Source organism: Paracraurococcus ruber, from assembly GCF_004353985.1.
GTDB lineage: Bacteria > Pseudomonadota > Alphaproteobacteria > Acetobacterales > Acetobacteraceae > Paracraurococcus > Paracraurococcus ruber.
The window spans coordinates 1-17,194 of sequence record NZ_SMOA01000106.1; the positions used below are offsets into that span (position 1 = coordinate 1).

16 protein-coding genes are annotated in these 17,194 nt (G+C 73.1%); 6 read left to right on the top strand and 10 right to left on the bottom strand.

Features of this window, described 5'->3' with window-relative positions; translation table 11 throughout:
- Window positions 1-102 precede the first annotated feature (102 nt).
- Both E2C05_RS18040 and E2C05_RS18045 read right to left on the bottom strand, forming a co-directional pair.
- Complete coding sequence (locus E2C05_RS18040; RefSeq protein WP_158292213.1) at window positions 103-1,086, bottom strand: Bug family tripartite tricarboxylate transporter substrate binding protein; 984 nt, start codon at window positions 1,084-1,086, stop codon at window positions 103-105.
- Window positions 1,083-1,979, bottom strand: a complete 897-nt coding sequence (locus tag E2C05_RS18045) for an NAD(P)-dependent oxidoreductase (protein WP_133221043.1) — start codon at window positions 1,977-1,979, stop codon at window positions 1,083-1,085. The genes E2C05_RS18040 and E2C05_RS18045 overlap by 4 nt, the downstream gene beginning before the upstream one ends.
- Before the next feature lie 257 nt (window positions 1,980-2,236).
- Here E2C05_RS18045 and E2C05_RS18050 point away from each other — a divergent pair, with 257 nt between their 5' ends.
- Window positions 2,237-3,433: an MFS transporter gene (locus tag E2C05_RS18050; protein ID WP_158292214.1), complete on the top strand. Its 1,197-nt coding sequence runs from the start codon at window positions 2,237-2,239 to the stop codon at window positions 3,431-3,433.
- A 50-nt stretch (window positions 3,434-3,483) separates the two neighbouring features.
- Here the strand turns inward: E2C05_RS18050 and E2C05_RS18055 are convergent, their stop codons facing one another.
- Entirely contained in the window at window positions 3,484-4,278 is a 795-nt protein-coding gene (locus E2C05_RS18055) for an enoyl-CoA hydratase/isomerase family protein (protein ID WP_158292215.1), read from the bottom strand.
- Window positions 4,279-4,382: 104 nt separating this feature from the next.
- Between E2C05_RS18055 and E2C05_RS18060 the strand changes: the two genes are divergently transcribed.
- Window positions 4,383-5,354, top strand: a complete 972-nt coding sequence (locus tag E2C05_RS18060) for a Gfo/Idh/MocA family oxidoreductase (RefSeq protein WP_133221046.1) — start codon at window positions 4,383-4,385, stop codon at window positions 5,352-5,354.
- Window positions 5,355-5,418: 64 nt separating this feature from the next.
- Here the strand turns inward: E2C05_RS18060 and pobA are convergent, their stop codons facing one another.
- Complete coding sequence (pobA, locus tag E2C05_RS18065; protein WP_133221047.1) at window positions 5,419-6,597, bottom strand: 4-hydroxybenzoate 3-monooxygenase; 1,179 nt, start codon at window positions 6,595-6,597, stop codon at window positions 5,419-5,421.
- 112 nt (window positions 6,598-6,709) lie between these two features.
- Between pobA and E2C05_RS18070 the strand changes: the two genes are divergently transcribed.
- Entirely contained in the window at window positions 6,710-7,489 is a 780-nt protein-coding gene (locus E2C05_RS18070; protein ID WP_133221048.1) for a DsbA family oxidoreductase, read from the top strand.
- 79 nt (window positions 7,490-7,568) lie between these two features.
- Here E2C05_RS18070 and E2C05_RS18075 read toward each other — a convergent pair whose 3' ends face one another.
- The 5 genes from E2C05_RS18075 to folK all read right to left on the bottom strand — a co-directional run bounded on the left by E2C05_RS18075 (window position 7,569) and on the right by folK (window position 12,458).
- Window positions 7,569-8,309, bottom strand: a complete 741-nt coding sequence (locus E2C05_RS18075) for an SDR family oxidoreductase (RefSeq protein ID WP_133221049.1) — start codon at window positions 8,307-8,309, stop codon at window positions 7,569-7,571.
- Between the two features lie 54 nt (window positions 8,310-8,363).
- On the bottom strand, window positions 8,364-8,774 hold the full coding sequence (gene acpS, locus E2C05_RS18080; RefSeq protein ID WP_133221050.1) for a holo-ACP synthase: 411 nt from the start codon (window positions 8,772-8,774) through the stop codon (window positions 8,364-8,366).
- 10 nt (window positions 8,775-8,784) lie between these two features.
- Window positions 8,785-11,106 (bottom strand): RelA/SpoT family protein, encoded by a 2,322-nt coding sequence (locus E2C05_RS18085; protein ID WP_408901621.1) that lies wholly within the window; start codon window positions 11,104-11,106, stop codon window positions 8,785-8,787.
- Window positions 11,107-11,233: 127 nt separating this feature from the next.
- Entirely contained in the window at window positions 11,234-11,632 is a 399-nt protein-coding gene (gene rpoZ, locus E2C05_RS18090; protein WP_133221051.1) for a DNA-directed RNA polymerase subunit omega, read from the bottom strand.
- Between the two features lie 265 nt (window positions 11,633-11,897).
- Complete coding sequence (gene folK / locus E2C05_RS18095; RefSeq protein WP_133221052.1) at window positions 11,898-12,458, bottom strand: 2-amino-4-hydroxy-6-hydroxymethyldihydropteridine diphosphokinase; 561 nt, start codon at window positions 12,456-12,458, stop codon at window positions 11,898-11,900.
- Here folK and E2C05_RS18100 point away from each other — a divergent pair.
- The 3 genes from E2C05_RS18100 (at window position 12,457) to E2C05_RS18110 (ending at window position 14,782) form a co-directional block, all read left to right on the top strand.
- Window positions 12,457-13,119: a LabA-like NYN domain-containing protein gene (locus tag E2C05_RS18100; RefSeq protein WP_133221053.1), complete on the top strand. Its 663-nt coding sequence runs from the start codon at window positions 12,457-12,459 to the stop codon at window positions 13,117-13,119. The genes folK and E2C05_RS18100 overlap by 2 nt on opposite strands.
- Before the next feature lie 37 nt (window positions 13,120-13,156).
- Entirely contained in the window at window positions 13,157-13,822 is a 666-nt protein-coding gene (locus E2C05_RS18105) for a uracil-DNA glycosylase (protein ID WP_133221054.1), read from the top strand.
- A 423-nt stretch (window positions 13,823-14,245) separates the two neighbouring features.
- Entirely contained in the window at window positions 14,246-14,782 is a 537-nt protein-coding gene (locus E2C05_RS18110) for a PEP-CTERM sorting domain-containing protein (RefSeq protein WP_133221055.1), read from the top strand.
- A gap of 803 nt (window positions 14,783-15,585) precedes the next feature.
- Here E2C05_RS18110 and E2C05_RS18115 read toward each other — a convergent pair.
- Complete coding sequence (locus E2C05_RS18115; protein WP_133221056.1) at window positions 15,586-16,965, bottom strand: ATP-binding protein; 1,380 nt, start codon at window positions 16,963-16,965, stop codon at window positions 15,586-15,588.
- Window positions 16,966-17,194 lie beyond the last annotated feature (229 nt).

Sequence of the window (17,194 nt, forward strand, 5' to 3'; positions counted from 1 at the left end):
CAGGCGCAGCCGCGGCGGCCGACGCCTCGGCGCGCCGGGCCGGCCATGCGGCATGCCCCGCGGCCGTCATGGCGACCGCGCCGCGGGCCGCAGCCCGGGCCGTCAGCCCGGCTCGATCCCCGCCTCCCGCGCCCGCTCGCCCAGGTCGCGGATCTGGCCGGCGAGGAAGGCGTTGAACCAAGCCGGCTCGGTCGGCCGCGGGACATAGCCGAGCTTCGCCACCCGCTCCCCGAACTCCGCGCTGGCCAGCGCCGCGTTCATCGCCGCATTGGCGCGGGCGATGATGCCGGGCGGCGTACCGGCCGGCAGGCTCATGCCGAACCAGAAGCGGAACCCATAGCCCGGCAGCACCGTGCCGACCGGCGGGATGTCCGGCAGCAGCGCGAAGGGCTCCGGCTGGGTGATGCCCAGCGCCCGCAGCCGGCCTTCCTGCAGCTGCGACGCGCCGGCCGGGATGTCTGTGAAGGTGCTGTCGATGCGCCCGGCGATGACGTCGGTCAGCGCCTCCGGCCCGCCGCGATAGGGGATGCCGGTCATCTCCACCCCCGCCATCCGCGCCAGCGTGGCGGAGGCGATATGGGCGCTCTGGTTGCCGTAGCTGAAGGTGAGCTCGCCGGGCTTCTGCTTCGCCAGCGCGACCAGGCCGCGCAGGTCGCGCGCCGGGTGGTCGGCCCGGACGACCAGGATATAGGCGGTCTCGGCCAGGAAGCCGATGGGCACGAAGTCCCGCAGCGGGTCGTAGGGCAGCCGCCGCACCAGATAGGGCGCGAGCGCGCCATTGGTGACCGACAGCACGCACCAGGTCAGGCCATCGGTGCCGGCGCGGGCCGCGCTCTCGGTCCCCACCACGCCGTTGCCGCCCGGGCGGTTGTCGATGACGACCGGCTGGCCGAGCTCGCGCGCCAGCGGCTCCGCCAGGTGGCGGATCAGCGTGTCGGTGACGCTGCCGGCGGGAAAGGCGACGACGATGCGGACGGGCCGGTCGGGCCAGGCCTGCGCCCGCGCCGGCAGGGCCAGCAGCCCCGGCGCGAGGAGGAGGGCGCGGCGGCGGGCGCCGCCCAGGCCGCGGTCCGGACGCCGGGTCACCGGCCGCCGCCCAGGACCTTGTGGATTTCCGTGTTGTCGGCCTTCGGGCCGAGCGCCGCCACCGCATCGGCCCAGAGCGACCGGCACAGTTCCAGCGCGCGGGCATCGAAGCCGGTCTCCGCCGCGATCGTGCCCGCCGTCTCCAGGTCCTTCCGCATGAGGCCGAGCTGGAAGCCGCCCTGGTAGCGGCCCGGCAGGATCTCCTGCTTCACCTTGGTCTCGGTGGCGACGTTGCGGCCGGAGGAGGCGTTGAGCACATCGGCAAAGACCGCGAGGTCGAGCCCCGCCGCTTCCGCCATCCGCAGCGCCTCGGCCGTCGCCAGCAGGCCGGCGGCATAGACGTAGTTGTTCAGCGCCTTCATCGCATGCGCGCTGCCGACGGCGCCGGTGCGGATCAGCGCCTCCCCCATGTCGCGCAGCACCGGCTCCGCCTTCGCCCAGGCGGCATCGTCGCCGCCGGCCATGATCGCCAGCGTGCCGGACCTGGCCTTCACCACACTGCCGGAGACCGGCGCATCCATCACCATGGCGCCGCGCGCCGCCGCCAGCGCCGCCAGCCGCCGCGTCTCCCCGGGCAGGGAGGAGCCCATGTCGATGACGAGCTGCCCCGGCCGGAGCACCGGCAGCAGCCCGCCCGCGCCCTCCATCACCTGCGCCACCACCCGGCTGTCGGGCAGCATCAGCACAACGATGTCGGCGGCGTCGGCGAGGCCGGCCGGGTCGTCGACGAAGCGCAGCGCGCCGGGCGTTGCGCCCTCGGCCAGGGCGGCGCGCGCCTCGGTGCTGGTGTCGCAGGCGACCAGGCTGCGGCCGCGCCGCAGCAGGCTGCGCGCCATGGGCAGCCCCATCATGCCCAGGCCGATGAACCCGACCGCTCCGCCGCTGCCCGACATGCCGTTTCCTTCCCGTGATGCGTCGCGCCGATGCTCCCGCGCGGCCGGATGGCTGGCAAGGCGGCACGGGCCGCGGCGCCGGTCTGGAGGGCGACAGCGCCACCGCGCGGTTGCAACCGGGGCGGCCGCCCGGGCGCCGGAGGGCGGCCAGGGAGGTGCCCGGCCGGGCGGGCGACGCACCGGCCCCGCCCCGGGCGATGCCTGGCCCACGGCGCCGGGGCATTCGCGCGCGGCGGGATCCGCCCTACCCTTGCCGCGTGACGCCCGCCCCCTGGATCGCGCCGCTTGCCGCCACGCTGCTGATGCAGTCCGTCGCCTCCGGCATGGGGCAGCTGCTGCCGGTGCTGGCGCCGCTGCTGACCGCCGATGCCGGCATCCCGCCCGAGAGCATCGGGCCGCTGAACGCCACCGGGGCCATCGGCACCATCCTGTTCCTGCTGTTCGGCGGCGCCATCCTGGCGCGGCTGGGACCGGTGCGGGCGCTGCAGGCGGGGACGGCGGTCGCCGCGCTCGGGCTGCTGCTGGCGGGCTTCGGGACGCTGCCGGCGCTGCTGGGCGCGGCGCTGCTTCTGGGCATCGGCTATGGCCCGACGCCGCCGGCGGGCAGCCGCATCCTGGCCGCCACGGCGCCGGCGCGGCACCGGTCGCTGATCTTCTCCATCAAGCAGGCCGGCGCGCCGGCGGGCGGCGTACTGGCCGGGCTGCTCGCGGCGCCGGCGGCGGCGGCCTTCGGCTGGCCGGCGACGCTGGCGCTGGCCGTGGCGCTGGCGCTGCTCTGCGCCCTGGCCATCCAGCCCCTGCGCGCCGCGCTGGATGTCGAGCGCGACGGCGCCCGCGGCGTCTCGCCGCGCGCCCTGCTGGCGCGGGCGAACCTGGCGGCGCCCTTCGCGGCGCTGCGGGTGGATCCGCTGCTGCTGCCGCTGACCGTGCTGGGCCTGGGCTTCGCGGTCGCGCAGGGCTGCCTTTTCGCCTTCTGCGTCACCTGGCTGGTGGAGGCGCATGGGATGGGCCTGGTCGCCGCCGGGTCGGTCTTCGCCGCCATGCAGGGCGCCGGGATCGTGGCGCGCATCGCGCTGGGCTGGCTGGCGGACCGCACCGGGCGGGCGGCGCGCAACCTGGTGGTGCAGGCCTTCGCCGCGGCGGGCATGCTGGCGCTGCTGGGCCTGTTGCCGGCGGGCACGCCGGCCTGGGTGCTGACGGCGGTGGCGGTGGGGAACGGGTTCCTGGCGGCATCCTGGAACGGGATCGTCATGGCGGAGGTGGCGCGGCTGGCGCCGCCCGCCCGCATCCAGGATGCGACCAGCGGGTCTACGCTGGTGGTTTTCTGCGGGTATGTGCTGGGGCCTGCGCTGTTCGGCGCGCTGGTGCCGCTGCTCGGCGGCTGGGGTTTCCCCTTCCTCGTGGTCGCTGTGCAGTTGGCGGTTGGCGGTGGGCTGATGATCCGGCGCATCTAGACTCGGAGAAGACGAAGGGGGTGCGGGGGACGTGCCTTCCCCCGCAGTCTTCATGCGGCCCAGCGCGGCTTCCGCTTGGCCTTGAACGCCGCGATGCCTTCGGCGGCCTCCTCGCTCGACGCCGTGCGCGCGAAGGCCGCCGCGCCCGCCTCGGCATAGCCGTCCGGCGAGATGGGCCCGAGCGCCGCCAGCAGCCCCTTGGTCTCGGCCAGCGCGCCCGGCGCGCCCTCCAGCACAGCGGCGATCGTCGCCTGCACCTGCGCCTCCAGCGCCGCCGCGTCGGGCAGCACCTGGTGCACCAGGCCGATGCGCGCGGCCTCCGCCGCCTCGATCACCGCCGCTTCCAGGACCAGGCGGGTCGCGGCGGTGCGGCCGGTGCGGCGGGCCAGCCAGGGCAGGATCTGCGCCGGCACCAGGCCGCGCCGCACCTCCGGCGCCGCGAAGCGGGCGGTGGCGGCGGCGAAGGCGATGTCGGCCGAGCAGCAGAAGCCGAGGCCGCCGGCATGGCAGGAGCCCTCCACCGCCGCGATCACCACCTGCGGCAGCGCCGAGATGTCGGCGAAGCGCTGGCCGGTGCGGCGGTTGCGCGCCTGCTGCCGGGCGAGCTTGGCCTCGGGCGATTCGTCGCTGGCGACCTCGGTCAGGTCGAGCCCGGCGCAGAAATGCCCGGCCGCGCCCGCGATCACCAGCACGCGCGCGCTCTGGTCCCGCGCGAGGTCGGCCAGCAACGCATCCCAGGCCGCGCCCATGGCCTCGGAGAGGGCGTTGCGCCGTGCCGGGCGGTTCATGGTCGCGCGGACCACCGGGCCCTCGCGCGTCACCAGCAGCGGCGTGTCGTCGGACATGGCGGGTCTTCCTCCTCGGGCCGCGGACCATGCCGCCGCGCCGGAGGGGCGGCAAGCCGGCCGCGGCATGGCATAGGGGGGCCAGGCACCGGCAGGAGAGACGCATGCAGGCCCCGATCGCCCTCGGCATCATCGGCTTCGGCATCATGGGGGAGCGGCTGCTGCGCGCCGCGCTGGACCATGCCGCGGCGCATGTCCGGCCGGTGGGCGTCTGGGACCCCGCCCCGGCCGCGGCGGCGCGGCTGGCCGGGGTGGCGGGCGGCGTGCCGCTGCGCGACTCGGCCGAGGCGTTGATCGCGGCCTGCGACTGCCTCTACATCGCCGCGCCGCCCGCGGCGCATGTCCCGCTGGCCGAGGCGGCGCTGGCCGCCGGCCGCGCGGTGTTCCTGGAAAAGCCGCTGGCGGTGGACCTGGCCGCCGCCACGGCGTTCGTCGCCCGGGCCGCGGGGGCGCGGGCGGCGGTGAATTTCCCCATGGCCTCCTCCCCCGCCGTGGCGCAGCTCGGCGCCTGGCGGGACCAGGGTGCGACCGGCCCGGCGCAGTCCCTGGCCATCGAGGTGGCCTTCGCCACCTGGCCGCGCGGCTGGCAGCGGGATGCCGCCCCCTGGCTCTCCCGCCGCGCCGAGGGCGGCTTCACGCGGGAGGTGGTCTCGCATTTCCTGTTCTTGGCGCGGCGGCAGCTTGGCCCGCTGGCGCTGCAGGAGGCGCGGGCGAGCTTCCCGCCGGGCGACGGGTCGGAGACGGCGATCGAGGCGCGGCTGACCGCCGGCGGCACGCCCGTCTCGCTGCGCGGCGGGGTCGGCATCACCGACAAGGACGACCACAACACCTGGACGCTGCGGGGGCCGGGCGGCGCCATCCGGCTGCGCGACTGGTCCTTCGCCGAGCGGCTGGCGGAAGACGGCACCTGGCGGCAGGCGCCGGATGCGCTGCCGAACGAGCGGATGCGGCCGCTGGTGCTGCAACGGCAACTCGCGGGCGTGGCGGCGATGACGCGCGGCGAACCGCACCACCTGGCGACGCTCCAGGAAGCCCTCGAGGTGCAAGGCGTCGTCGAGGCCATCCTCGCGGCTTGAGGGGGCGCCGCCCCCGCAAGCGCCCCCGCCGGGAGATCGGGCGCCCCCCCGACCCCGGCCCGGGTCAGGCCTCCATCGGCAGCCCGACATAGTTCTCCGCCAGCGTCAGGCTGCCGGCCTCGCTGCCGCAGACGTAGTCCAGTTCCGCCACCTGCACCTTGTGCTCGAAGGGATCGTCGCCGTCGAAGCGGTGCAGCATGCTGGTCATCCACCAGGAGAAGCGCTGCGCCTTCCAGATGCGGCGCAAGGCCGTCCGCGAATAGGCATCCAGCAGCGCCATCCCCTTGCCGCGGTAGAAGGCCTCCAGCGCGCGGGCCAGGACGATGATGTCGGCGACCGCCAGGTTCATGCCCTTGGCGCCGGTGGGCGGGACGATATGCGCGGCATCGCCGGCCAGGAACAGGCGGCCATGCCGCATCGGCTCCACCACATAGCTGCGCATGGCCGTCACGCCCTTCTGGAGGATCGGGCCTTCCTTGATGGGCGAGACGCCGTCGCGCCCCGCCATCCGCGCATGCAGCTCCGCCCAGATGCGGTCGTCCGGCCACTCCGCGATGTCCTCGTCCGGGCGGCACTGGATGTAGTGCCGCGCCAGGCTCGTGCTGCGCATGGTCGCCAGGGCGAAGCCGCGCTCGTGCCGGGCATAGATCAGCTCATGCGAGGCCGGCGGCGCCTCGGCCAGGATGCCGAGCCAGGCGAAGGGATAGACCCGTTCATAGGCGCGCAGCACGCCGTCCGGGATCGCGTCCCGGCAGACGCCGTGGAAGCCGTCGCAGCCGGCGATGACGTCGCAATGCAGGACCTGGTCGCGGCCTTCGTGGCGGAAGCGGATGCTCGGGTAGTCGCCCTCGAGGTCGTGGACCGAGACATCCTCCACCTCGAACAGCAAGGGCCCGCCATAGGACAGGCGGGCGGCGATCAGGTCCTTCACCACCTCCTGCTGGCCATAGATCGTCACCCGCTTGCCGGTGAGGTCGGTCAGCGCGATGCGGTGGCCCTGCCCGTCGAAGCGCAGCTCGATCCCCTCATGCGGCAGGCCTTCCCGGTGCAGCCGGTCGCCGACGCCGGTCTCCGTCAGGATGTCCACCGTGCCCTGTTCCAGCAGGCCGGCGCGGATGCGCTCCTCGACATAGGGGCGGGACCGGGCTTCCAGGATGACGCTGTCGATCCCGGCGCGGTGGAGCAGATGCGCCAGCAGCAGCCCGGCCGGCCCGGCCCCCACGATCCCCACCTGCGTGCGCATGCCGCCCCTCCCTGCTCCGCGGCGCCCAATTCGCCATGCCGGCCCGGGCTGGCAAGGCCTTGCACCCTGCCCCCGCCGGCCCGAGGTTACCCGCAGCATGAGGAGACGGGCGATGACGGACCCGGTGACGGAGGACACGGCCTGCGGACCGGAGGGGTGCCCCACGGGACAGGAGTCGCCGGCGGCCGGGGCGGTGGCGCCGCTGCCGCTCTCGCGCGCGGCGTCGCGCATCGACGTGGTGTCCGACGCCATCTGCCCCTGGTGCTGGGTGGGCAAGCGCAACCTGGAAGGCGCCCTGGCCCTGCTGGCGGCGGAGGGCGAGCGGTTCGAGGTGCATTGGCGCCCCTTCCAGCTCAACCCCGACATGCCGCGGGAGGGGGTGGAGCGCGACGCCTACCGCGCCGCCAAGTTCGGCAGCGTCGCGCGCAGCCGGGAGCTGGATGCGCAGGTCGCGGCCGCCGGCGCCGCGGCGGGGGTGGAGTTCCGCCATGCGCTGATGCGCCGCACCCCCAACACGGTGGATGCCCACCGGCTGATCCGCTGGGCCGGCGAGCATGGGCCGGCGGCGCATGATGCGGTGGTGGAGCGGCTGTTCCGCGGCTATTTCCAGGAGGGCCAGGATATCGGCGACCGCGCCGTGCTGGCGGCCCTGGCCGGCGAGGCCGGCCTCTCGGCGCTGGATGCCGCCAACATGCTGGCGAGCGGCCAGGGCGAGGCCGAGGTGGTGCAGGAGGATGCCGGCTTCCGCCAGCTTGGCCTTTCGGGCGTGCCGACCTTCGCGCTGTCGGGCCATGTGCTGTTCAGCGGCGCCATGCCGACCGAGCGGATGGCGGACGCCTTCCGCCGGGCGCTGGCCATCCTGCGGGACCAGAAGGCGGCCGCCGCCGCCTGACGGTTGGCAGGCTCCCGGAAACGGATGGGGGGTTGGGCGCCAGAGGCGCCCAACGGGGAATGCCTTCGCCCGGACGTGTCTAGTAGGTCGCGCGCCCGCCGGACACGTCGAACACCCCGCCGGTCGAGAAGCTGCAATCCTCCGTCGCCAGCCAGCCGATCAGCGCGGCGATCTCCTCCACCTGGGCGAAGCGGTTGGCCGGGATCTTCGACAGCATGTAGTCGATCTGCTGCTGCGTCATCTGTCTGAAGATGTCGGTCGCCGCCGCGGCGGGCGTGACGCAGTTCACCCGGATGCCGGTCTGCGCCAGTTCCTTGCCCAGCGACTTGGTGAAGCCGATGACGCCGGCCTTGGCGGCGGAATAGGCGGCGGCGTTCGGATTGCCTTCCTTCCCGGCGATGCTGGCGACGTTGACGATGCGGCCGTAGTTGCGCGCCCGCATGCCCGGCACCACGGCGCGGCAGGACACGAAGACGCCGGTCAGGTCGATCTCGATCACCTGCCGCCAGGCCTCGATCGGGTACTGGTCCACGGTGGCGTTCGGGCCGGTGATGCCGGCATTGGCGACGAGGATGTCGAGCGGGCCGAGCGCCGCCTCGGTCGCGGCCAGCGCCGCCTCGATGGAGGCGTAGTCGGTGACGTCCACCTTCGCGGCGAAGCCGTCCAGCCGCGCGGCCTGCCGCTCCGCCTCGGCCAGGTCGACATCCCAGAGGGCGGGACGGCCGCCGCTGGCGGCCACGCGCTCGGCGACCGCGAGGCCGATGCCGCGCGCCCCGCCGGTGATGGCCGCGACGCGGCCCTTGAGGTCGAGTGCGTTCATGCTGGTCTCCTCCCGCGTTCGGGGCGGGAGGTTACGCCGCGGCCCGGGCGCCGCCTATCCCGCCCGCGGCACCGCCGAGATGATGACGATGGCGCTGGCATAGGGGTATTCGTCGGTCATCGTCAGGTCGACCTGCGCCGCATGGCCGGCGGGCGTCAGGGCGGCCAGCCGTTCCGCCGCGCCGCCGGTCATCTGCAGGGTCGGCTTGCCGGAGCGCAGGTTGACCACGCCCAGGTCCTTCATGAAGACGCCGGCGGCGAAGCCGGTGCCGAGCGCCTTCGACGCCGCCTCCTTCGCCGCGAAGCGCTTGGCGAGCGTCGCGGCGAACAGCTTTTCCGTCCGCCGCTCCGCCTTGGCGCGCTCCACCGCGGTGAAGACGCGCTCGATGAAGCGCTCGCCATGGCGGTCCAGCACCCGCTCGATCCGGCGGATGTCCACCACGTCGTTGCCTATGCCCAGGATCATCGGCGGGGGATCATCCGCGCTGGCGTTCCACGCGCAGGTTGTCGGCGGGCGCCCGCAGCGCCGCCATGATGCGCTCCAGGTGGCGCAGGTCGGCGACCTCCACGTCCAGCAGCACCTCGATCGCGTCGGCGTCGCGGTGCTGCACCTTCAGCCCGGTCACCGCGCCGTCGTTCTGCGCCACCGTCTCGGTCAGGGCCGACAGCGCCGAGTTGCGCGCCCGCGTCTCCACCAGGATGCGGCCGACACGATGGGCGGAGGAGCCGTCGTCCCATTCGATGTCGAGGAAGCGTTCCGGCGTCGCCGAGAAATTCTCGAGCGTATGGCAGTCGGCGGCATGGATGGTCACGCCCTTGCCGGTGGTGACGATGCCCAGGATGCGCTCGCCCGGCAGCGGGTGGCAGCAGCCGGCGAAGTGGTAGGGCATGCCGGTGACGATGCCGGTGACCGGCAGGCCGGCGGACGCGACCGGCTTCGCCGCGCCGGGCCGTTCCGGCCGGCCGAGCAGCGGGCTGGCGCCCAGCCTGCCGCGCGGCCGGTTGAGCGGCAGCGTGTCCATCGCGCGCGGCGGGATGCGCAATTCGGGGAAGGCGGCATGCAGCACCTCCCGCGGGGAGAGGGTGCCGGACCCGACGGCGGCATAGAGATCCTCGAGGCCGGGCTGCTTCAGCGGCTTCAGCGCGCCTTCCAGCACCTTTTCGCTGGCATCCAGCCCTTCCTGGCGGAAGACCTTGACGACGGCGGCGCGGCCGCTTTCCCGGTGCTCCTCCTTCTGGCGGGCATGCACGAAGCGGCGGATGCGGGCGCGCGCCTTGCCGGTGACGACGAAGCGTTCCCAGGCCGGGTTGGGCTGGCCGCCGCGGGCGGTGATGATCTCGACCTGGTCGCCGTTCTCCAGCTGGTGCCGCAGCGGGACGATCTTGCCGTTGACCTTGGCGCCGACGCAGCTGTCGCCGACCTGGCTGTGCACCTCATAGGCGAAGTCGACGGGCGTCGCGCCGCGCGGCAGCTCGATCAGGTCGCCCTTGGGGGAGAAGCAGAAGACCTGGTCGCGATGCAGCTCGAGCTTGGTGTGGTCGAGGAAATCCTGCGCGCCCTCGGCATTCTCCAGGATGTCGAGCAGCGCCCGCACCCAGGGATAGCGCTTCTGGTTGCGCGCGGCGGTGTTGGGCTCCGGCCCCTGCTTGTAGATCCAGTGCGCGGCGACGCCGTTCTCGGCGACCTCGTGCATCTCGCGGGTGCGGATCTGCACCTCGATCTTGGCATTCCGCCGCTCCGGCACCGTCACGCCGGTATGCAGGGACTGGTAGCCGTTGGTCTTGGGCGTCGAGATGTAGTCCTTGAAGCGCCCCGGCACCACGCGATAGGCGTCGTGCACCGCACCCAGCGCGGCGTAGCAGGCGCCCCGGTCCTCGACGATGACGCGGAAGGCCATGACGTCCGAGAGCGCCTCGAAGGCCACGTTCTTCTTCTGCATCTTCAGCCAGATGGAATAGGGCGACTTCTCCCGGCCGGTGACGTCCAGCGGCTCGATCCCGTGCTGCCGCAGCACGCGCTTCAGGTCCTGCTCGATGTCCTTGATGAGGTTGGCGCCCTGGCCGCGCAGGAAGGTCAGGCGGGCGGCGATGGTCTGCCGCGCCTCCGGATGCAGTTCCTGGAAGGACAGCGTCTCCAGCTCGGTCTTCAGCGCGTCCATGCCGATGCGCTCGGCCAGCGGCGTGAAGATCTCCAGCGTCTCGCGCGCCGTCTTGCGCCGCTTCTCCGGCTTCAGGACGAAGTGCAGCGTGCGCATGTTGTGCAGCCGGTCCGCCAGCTTGACGAGCAGGACGCGGATGTCCTCGCTCATCGCCAGCACCAGCTTGCGCAGGTTCTCGGCCTGCTTGGTGCCCTCGGACTGCAGCTCGATCCGGGTCAGCTTGGTGACGCCGTCCACCAGGCGGGCGACCTCGGCGCCGAAGCGCTTCTCGATCTCCTTGAGGCCGAAGCTGGTGTCCTCGGCCACGTCGTGCAGCAGCGCGGTGGCAATGGTGGCGCCGTCCAGCCGGTAGTCGGCCAGGATGTTGGCGACCGCGATCGGATGGGTGATGTAGGGGTCGCCGTTCTCGCGCTTCTGCGTCGCATGCGCCTCGGCCGCGGTCTGGCCGGCGCGTTCCAGCAGGGCGATGTCGGCCTTGGGATCGTAGGCGGCGACCCGCCGGGCCAGCGCCAGCGCGTCCTCCAGCCCCGGCACCGGCAGGGGGGTCGAAGCCAGGCCGGCCGGCACGCCTTCGGGCGCGCTGGGGGCCGGCGCGCGCGGCACCGGTGCCTGCAGGGGCCCGGTGTCGCGCGTGGTCAATGGCGCCTCCCTGGATGACGGGCGGACCGATCCAGACCTCCGCGCACTGCGCTGCGGTCATCGGGCCGCATGGCTCGGGCGGCCCGGTTCAGACCTGCGCGCGGCGCGCTGCGGTCATCGGGCCGCGTCAGCGCTTGGCGCCGCCCAGCTCAGCCGCGATGGCGGCTTCCAGGTCGTCCGGCGACATTTCCTCGAGGCCGGCGCCATCGGCCGGCAACTCCTCGTTCACGTCCATGACGCCGAAGATGTTCTCGTCGGTGGCGATGAGGTCGAGGACCTCCTCCTCCGCCGGCTCCGGCTCCGGTGCGCGCTGCAGCGACTTGATCAGGTCGGCCTCCACCGCCTCCAGCGAGATGGTCTGGTCGGCGATCTCGCGCAGGGCGACGACGGGGTTCTTGTCGTTGTCCCGGTCGACGGTCATCTCCTCGCCGCGGCCGATGTTGCGGGCGCGCTGGGCGGCCAGCAGCACCAGCTCGAACCGGTTGGGGATCTGCACGATGCAGTCTTCGACGGTGACGCGCGCCATCTCGGCCTCATTTCTTCGGGGGCGGCGGCGGGCCGGCAGCCCGCGGCGCACAGCTGCGGCGGAGCTCTCCAGATAGCCACCGCACCGCAGCAATGCAAGGCGGAGCAGGGGCGGGCACCCGGCCAGCGTCGGGCCCCGCGGCAGCCGGCAGGGCGCGGCGGCGTGCCCGGGCGCCGCGCCCCGTCATGTTGCAACGTGTTTCGCTACAGAATGTCATCGGTCGCCCCCCTGGCGCCCGGGACCGGGCATGCCCACCCTGACGGCGTCAGCGAATGGGCTCGGGCGGCGGGTCCCCGGACAGCCGGGCGATCAGGTCGTCGACCGTGGCCCCGGTCACCGGATGCCGCCAGGCGGGCGCCACGTCCCGCAATGGGTCCAGCACGAAGCGGCGCAGATGGGCGCGCGGATGCGGCAGCACCGGGTCCGGCCGGTCCCGCGTCTGGCCATGGAGGTCGATGAGGTCGAGGTCGAGGGTGCGCGGGGCATCGGGATAGGGGCGCTGCCGGCCGGCCCGGTCCTCGATGCCATGCAGGGCGGCGAGCAGGCGGGCCGGATCCGCCCCCTCCCCCTCCAGCCGGGCCACGCCATTCACGAAGAGCGGGGCGCCGGGCAACGGCGGCACCGGCACGGTGCGGTACCAGCGGGACAGGGCGCGGAGCCGGAGTCCCGGCAGAGCATCCAGCGCCGCCGCCGCCGCCCGGCAGGTCTCCAGCGGGGACCCACCGGCGGCGGCCGGCAAGTTCGCCCCTAGCGCGATCAGGATCACCGATTTCTCGCTTACAAGTCCCCGATCCCATACTAATATGCAAAGGTGCCGACCCGGCATGCCTCAAATTTCGAGAGCGAACAGCTTGCAGCCCGAGCGTATCGAACGCGTCGCCGTCTTCATCGACGGAGCCAATCTCTACGCGGCCTCGCGGACCCTGGGGTTCGACGTGGACTACAAGAACCTCCTGGCGCATTTCCGCCAGCGGTCCTACCTGGTGCGCGCCTACTACTACACCGCGCTGCTGGAGACGGAGGAGTACTCGCCGCTGCGGCCGCTGGTGGACTGGCTCGGCTACAATGGCTACTCCGTCGTGACGAAGCCGGCGAAGGAGTTTACCGACGCCACCGGCCGCCGCCGCGTCAAGGGCAGCGTCGACATCGAGATGGCGGTGGATGTCCTCGACCTCACCCCGCATCTCGACCATGCCGTGATCTTCTCGGGCGATGGCGACCTGCGCCGGCTGGTGGAATCGGTGCAGCGCCGCGGCGTTCGGGTCACCGTGATCTCCACCATCCGCACCCAGCCGGCGATGATCGCCGACGACCTGCGGCGGCAGGCGGACGCCTTCATCGACCTCGCCGACCTCGCCGAGCACATCACCCGCCGGCAGGTTGAGCCGCGGCAGCGCGCCCCGATGGGCGCGCCGCGCCCGGCCCAGAGCGCGGCCCGCGCCACCCCGGCCGATCCCTTCCGCGAAACCCCGGACCTGACGGACTAGGCGGCACGATCGGGCGGCCCGGGCGTTGCCGCGCGCGATGACCCTTCCCGCCGAGCCGGCGCAGCCGCCGCCTGACTGCCCGCTCTGCCCGCGTCTGGCCGCGCTGCGGCAGGCCAACCGGGCCGCCTTCCCGGACTGGCACAATGCGCCGGTCCCCTCCTGGGGGCCGCGCGATGCGCGGATCCTGGTCCTCGGCATGGCGCCGGGACAAAGGGGGGCGAACCGCACCGGCCGGCCCTTCACCGGCGACCATGCCGGCCGGCTGCTCTATGCCACCCTGCTGCGCTTCGGCCTGGCGGAAGGCACCTACGAGGAAAGGCCGGATGACGGCCTGGTGCTGACCGGCTGCCGCGTCACCAACGCGGTCCGCTGCGTGCCGCCCGCCAACCTGCCGGAACCGGCCGAGATCCGCGCCTGCAACGGGTTCCTCGCGGGGGAACTGGCGGCCATGCCGAACCTGCGGGTCGTGCTGGCGCTCGGCGTGCTGGCGCACAACGCGCTGCTGCGGGTGTTCGGCGTCCCGGCGGCGCGGCTGAAATTCGCCCATGGCGCGCTGCACGACCTGCCCGGCGGGCTGCGCCTGGCCGACAGCTACCATGTCAGCCGCTACAACACCTCCACGCGCAAGCTGACGACCGAGATGTTCGAGGCCGTGGTGAGCGACCTTGTCGGGCTCGCGTCCCGGGAGCCCGGCGGGACCTGAGCAGGTGCCGACGGCTTGCCGGATGCCGGTGTCTGCGATCCGCGGCGTATGCCGCCTTGCAGCTGGGGGTCGGCCGCAGGTCGCAGTGCAGGGCGGATGCGAAGGAGCGACCCGCTCCGGGTAGGTCCGGTGATCGCAGGACGGCGGACTAGGCCTGCACCGTGGCGCTGGCACGGCCGGGCACACACGACGCGCGCAGCAACCTGGCGTCGGCGGAATCCCTCAGGGAAATGCCCGAACGCCGCCTTGAGCAATGCCTGTCGCCAGACCGCCGCAGGGGATTCCCACCGGTTGCTACGCCGCCGCCATGGTCGATACGCAGCGAGTTGCCGGCCGCACAGGGCCATGCAAGGGCTTCGAATCATGGAGAGGTCCCGGCAGAGCAGCGTCGCTCGCGCCGGTCTCATCCTTGGAGCCCGATCAATGCGTCGCGTGTACGCCACCGTTTTCGCTGCCTTGTTGGTCCTGGCGGCGCCGCATCAGGCGCGTGCCGCCCTGCTCGATTTCACCTTCAGCTTCACGAACCCCTTCATCCCCGCCATCGGCCCGGTGACCGGCATCGCCCGGGGTCTCGCCGACAATACGGCGAACCAAAAACCCCTCGAGGTCGAGGTTCTCTCCGCCCCGACCGGGTTCGGCGTGGGCAGATATGTCGAGATATCTTCACCCCTGAACCGGTGGACGGTCGTCGCCGGCGTCGTCATCACCTTCAGCTATGCCGGAACCAGAGCCGGCCAGCCGCCGGTGGTAGGCGACTGCTGCAGCTTGAGGATCGCATCGACGAGTATTGGAAACGTGGCGTCCCTCACCTTCTTCGAGGGCGGGCTTGTCAACCAGATTTCCGATGATCTGGTCGTGGCGCCGGCCCAAGCTGTCCCGGTGCCATCATCGACCTTGCTCTTTGCCACGTCGCTTGTACTCGGCGGTCTGATGCTGCGCCGTGGCAGGGCGGGACCCTGAGTATCACTGATCGGCCCAGGCACATTCCATGCCTTGGCCGGTCAAAGATATGTCGGGCTTCCGACGCCCTAGCCAGCGCAGGCAGTGCGGCCGCCATACCCGCACAGGTCGAACCGCCGGCATTGCGCTGCTCCGCGGCGACGATGGGGAGACGCTCGTCCGATCTCATGGGCCAGAGGCGGAGCGACACCCGGCAGCGCCCGTCGGACAGCAGCGCCGCGGCCGATGCAGTATCGCATGGTCCGCCGCACCTGATCAGGAGACGTGCAGATCGGCCGTTGATGCCGCCGCCGTCATGCGGCGGACCCACCAGGATCGCTGACCGGCACCGCATCGGGCCTGCGGCCCACGCAAACTTGGCTGGATGCAAGTCCCGCCGCCGAATCAAGGCCCGCCCGCACACGATATTCCTGGCCGATGCCGGCTCCGAAGCAATGCCGCTCGGACCCGCAGCAGGCGCCGTCCGCACCACCCGGGGGATTTCCTTGCCCAGGCGTCGCGCATGGACGGTGCGCCCATCCTCCCCCCAGAGGATGGACGGTCTCATATCGGCCAGCATGACGACTGCCGGCTGGGATCAGTGCGGTTGGCGCGCAGCCGCCTTACCGGGTCGGCATCGCGGCGAGGCCGAGATGCCGACCCGGTAACCCTGCGCGCAATACCGGCCAGCAGATGTCAGGATTTCTGCTGGCCGGTATCAGGGGCTTGCACGTCGAGGACAGCGCGAAACCGGCAGATAGCCGCGGCGCCCGGGCGGCACCGTGCCCGACATCACCCTCCATCATCTCCGGGGGCACGACTGGTCACACCGGCAGGCGCAGCCTGGCGCGCAGCCCGCCCAGCGGGCTCTCCTCCAGCGCGATGTCGCCGCCATGGGCGCGGACGATGTCGCGGGCGATGGCGAGGCCGAGTCCCGTCCCGTCGGGGGACCCGCTGTGGAAGGGCCGGAAGGCCCCTTCCCGCTCGGCGGCCGGGATGCCGGGGCCATCATCGTCGACCGTCACCTCGGCCCAGAGCAGCTTCTCGACGCCGCCCGGCCCCGCCTCCCCGGCCCGCGGCACGGTCCGCACCCCGACCGCGATGCGCCGCGCATGCCGGCCGGCATTGTCGATCAGGTTGCCCAGGCAGCGCCGCACCGCATCCGGCCGCAGCGGCATGGTCAGCGCCTCCGGCGCCGCCACCTCCACCGCCGCGCCGGTGCGGCGGGCATTGGCGGCGACGTCCCGCACCAGTTCCACCAGGTCGGCGGGGCGGGACTGCTCCGTCCCCTCGCCGCGCGCGAAGGAGAGGTAGGCGGCCGTCATCCGCTCCATCTCCTCCACATCCTGGGTCAGCGCCGCCAGGTCCTCCTCCACCTCCGGCCCGCGCGGCAGCATGGCGATCGCCAGCCGCATGCGGGTCAGCGGCGTCCGCAGGTCGTGGCTGATGCCGGCCAGCATCTCCGTCCGCTGGCCGACGAAGCGGCGGATGCGCTCCTGCATGCGGTTGAAGGCCATGCCGGCCTGCCGCACCTCGCTCGCGCCCTCCGGCTTGATGGCGCCGATGTCGCGGCCCAGGCCGAAGGCCTCCGCCGCATCCGCCAGCCGGCGCAGGGCGCGCACCTGGTTCTTCATGAAGACGATGGCGACGCCGGAGAGCAGCAGCGCCGAGCCGACCAGCCAGATGACGAAGAGGTAGAGCGTGGCGGAGAACAGCCGCTTGCGCGGCGCCTCCACATGCAGGACGCCTTCCGGCAGCTGCACCCGGATGATGACGCTGCGCGGGTCGGACTGCCAGTCGGTGTCGAAGGGCAGTCGGAGCCTTTCCCACAGCGCGGTGTTCAGGTCCTCCTCCAGCGGCAGCAGCGGCAGGCTGGCGGGCCGGGCGACGAATTGCAGCCGCGCGCCCTCCTCGTAGGCCAGCGCCAGGTCCAGCTTCCACAGCGATTCGCGGAAGATCCAGGCGCGGTTCTCCGGCTCCTCCCGCCGCACCAGCTCGACCAGCATCGCCACGTCGCCGGCGACGCCGCCCGCCAGCCGGCGGGAGATGACGTCGAGATGCCCGCCATAGAAGAGCTGCAGCGCCACCGCCTGCAGCACCACCATGGGCACCAGGATGATGAGGACGGAGCGGCCGAGCAGGCCGCGCGGCAGCAGCCCGCGCAGCACCCGGCCGAGTCGCCGGCCGTTGCCGGCGCGCCTCATGCCGGCCTGCCCCGCCGCGGCGCGGCATGGGCATCGCGGCGGGCCCGAAGCCGCCACGCCGGCGGCGCACCGCTCCGGTCCGCGCGCGACGACGGTGCCCCCCGGCTGGCGGTTTGGCGACCAGGCATCATGTGCCGCGGGCCCGCTGCCCGGTGCGACGGGGGGCGGGCCGGCGGCCACCCGCGCCACGGCGCCACGCCGCCGGTCGCGCGCCGGCCTTGGCCTGCAG

Excerpts from the sequence above, each read along its gene's own strand:
- E2C05_RS18045 (WP_133221043.1), bottom strand. The coding sequence starts at position 1,979 with ATGTCGGGCAGCGGCGGAGCGGTCGGGTTCATCGGCCTGGGCATGATG.
- E2C05_RS18055 (WP_158292215.1), bottom strand. The coding sequence starts at position 4,278 with ATGTCCGACGACACGCCGCTGCTGGTGACGCGCGAGGGCCCGGTGGTC.
- E2C05_RS18060 (WP_133221046.1), top strand. The coding sequence starts at position 4,383 with ATGCAGGCCCCGATCGCCCTCGGCATCATCGGCTTCGGCATCATGGGG.
- pobA (WP_133221047.1), bottom strand. The coding sequence starts at position 6,597 with ATGCGCACGCAGGTGGGGATCGTGGGGGCCGGGCCGGCCGGGCTGCTG.
- E2C05_RS18070 (WP_133221048.1), top strand. The coding sequence starts at position 6,710 with ATGACGGACCCGGTGACGGAGGACACGGCCTGCGGACCGGAGGGGTGC.
- E2C05_RS18075 (WP_133221049.1), bottom strand. The coding sequence starts at position 8,309 with ATGAACGCACTCGACCTCAAGGGCCGCGTCGCGGCCATCACCGGCGGG.
- acpS (WP_133221050.1), bottom strand. The coding sequence starts at position 8,774 with ATGATCCTGGGCATAGGCAACGACGTGGTGGACATCCGCCGGATCGAG.
- rpoZ (WP_133221051.1), bottom strand. The coding sequence starts at position 11,632 with ATGGCGCGCGTCACCGTCGAAGACTGCATCGTGCAGATCCCCAACCGG.
- E2C05_RS18100 (WP_133221053.1), top strand. The coding sequence starts at position 12,457 with ATGCCTCAAATTTCGAGAGCGAACAGCTTGCAGCCCGAGCGTATCGAA.
- folK (WP_133221052.1), bottom strand. The coding sequence starts at position 12,458 with ATGCCGGGTCGGCACCTTTGCATATTAGTATGGGATCGGGGACTTGTA.
- E2C05_RS18105 (WP_133221054.1), top strand. The coding sequence starts at position 13,157 with ATGACCCTTCCCGCCGAGCCGGCGCAGCCGCCGCCTGACTGCCCGCTC.
- E2C05_RS18110 (WP_133221055.1), top strand. The coding sequence starts at position 14,246 with ATGCGTCGCGTGTACGCCACCGTTTTCGCTGCCTTGTTGGTCCTGGCG.
- E2C05_RS18115 (WP_133221056.1), bottom strand. The coding sequence starts at position 16,965 with ATGAGGCGCGCCGGCAACGGCCGGCGACTCGGCCGGGTGCTGCGCGGG.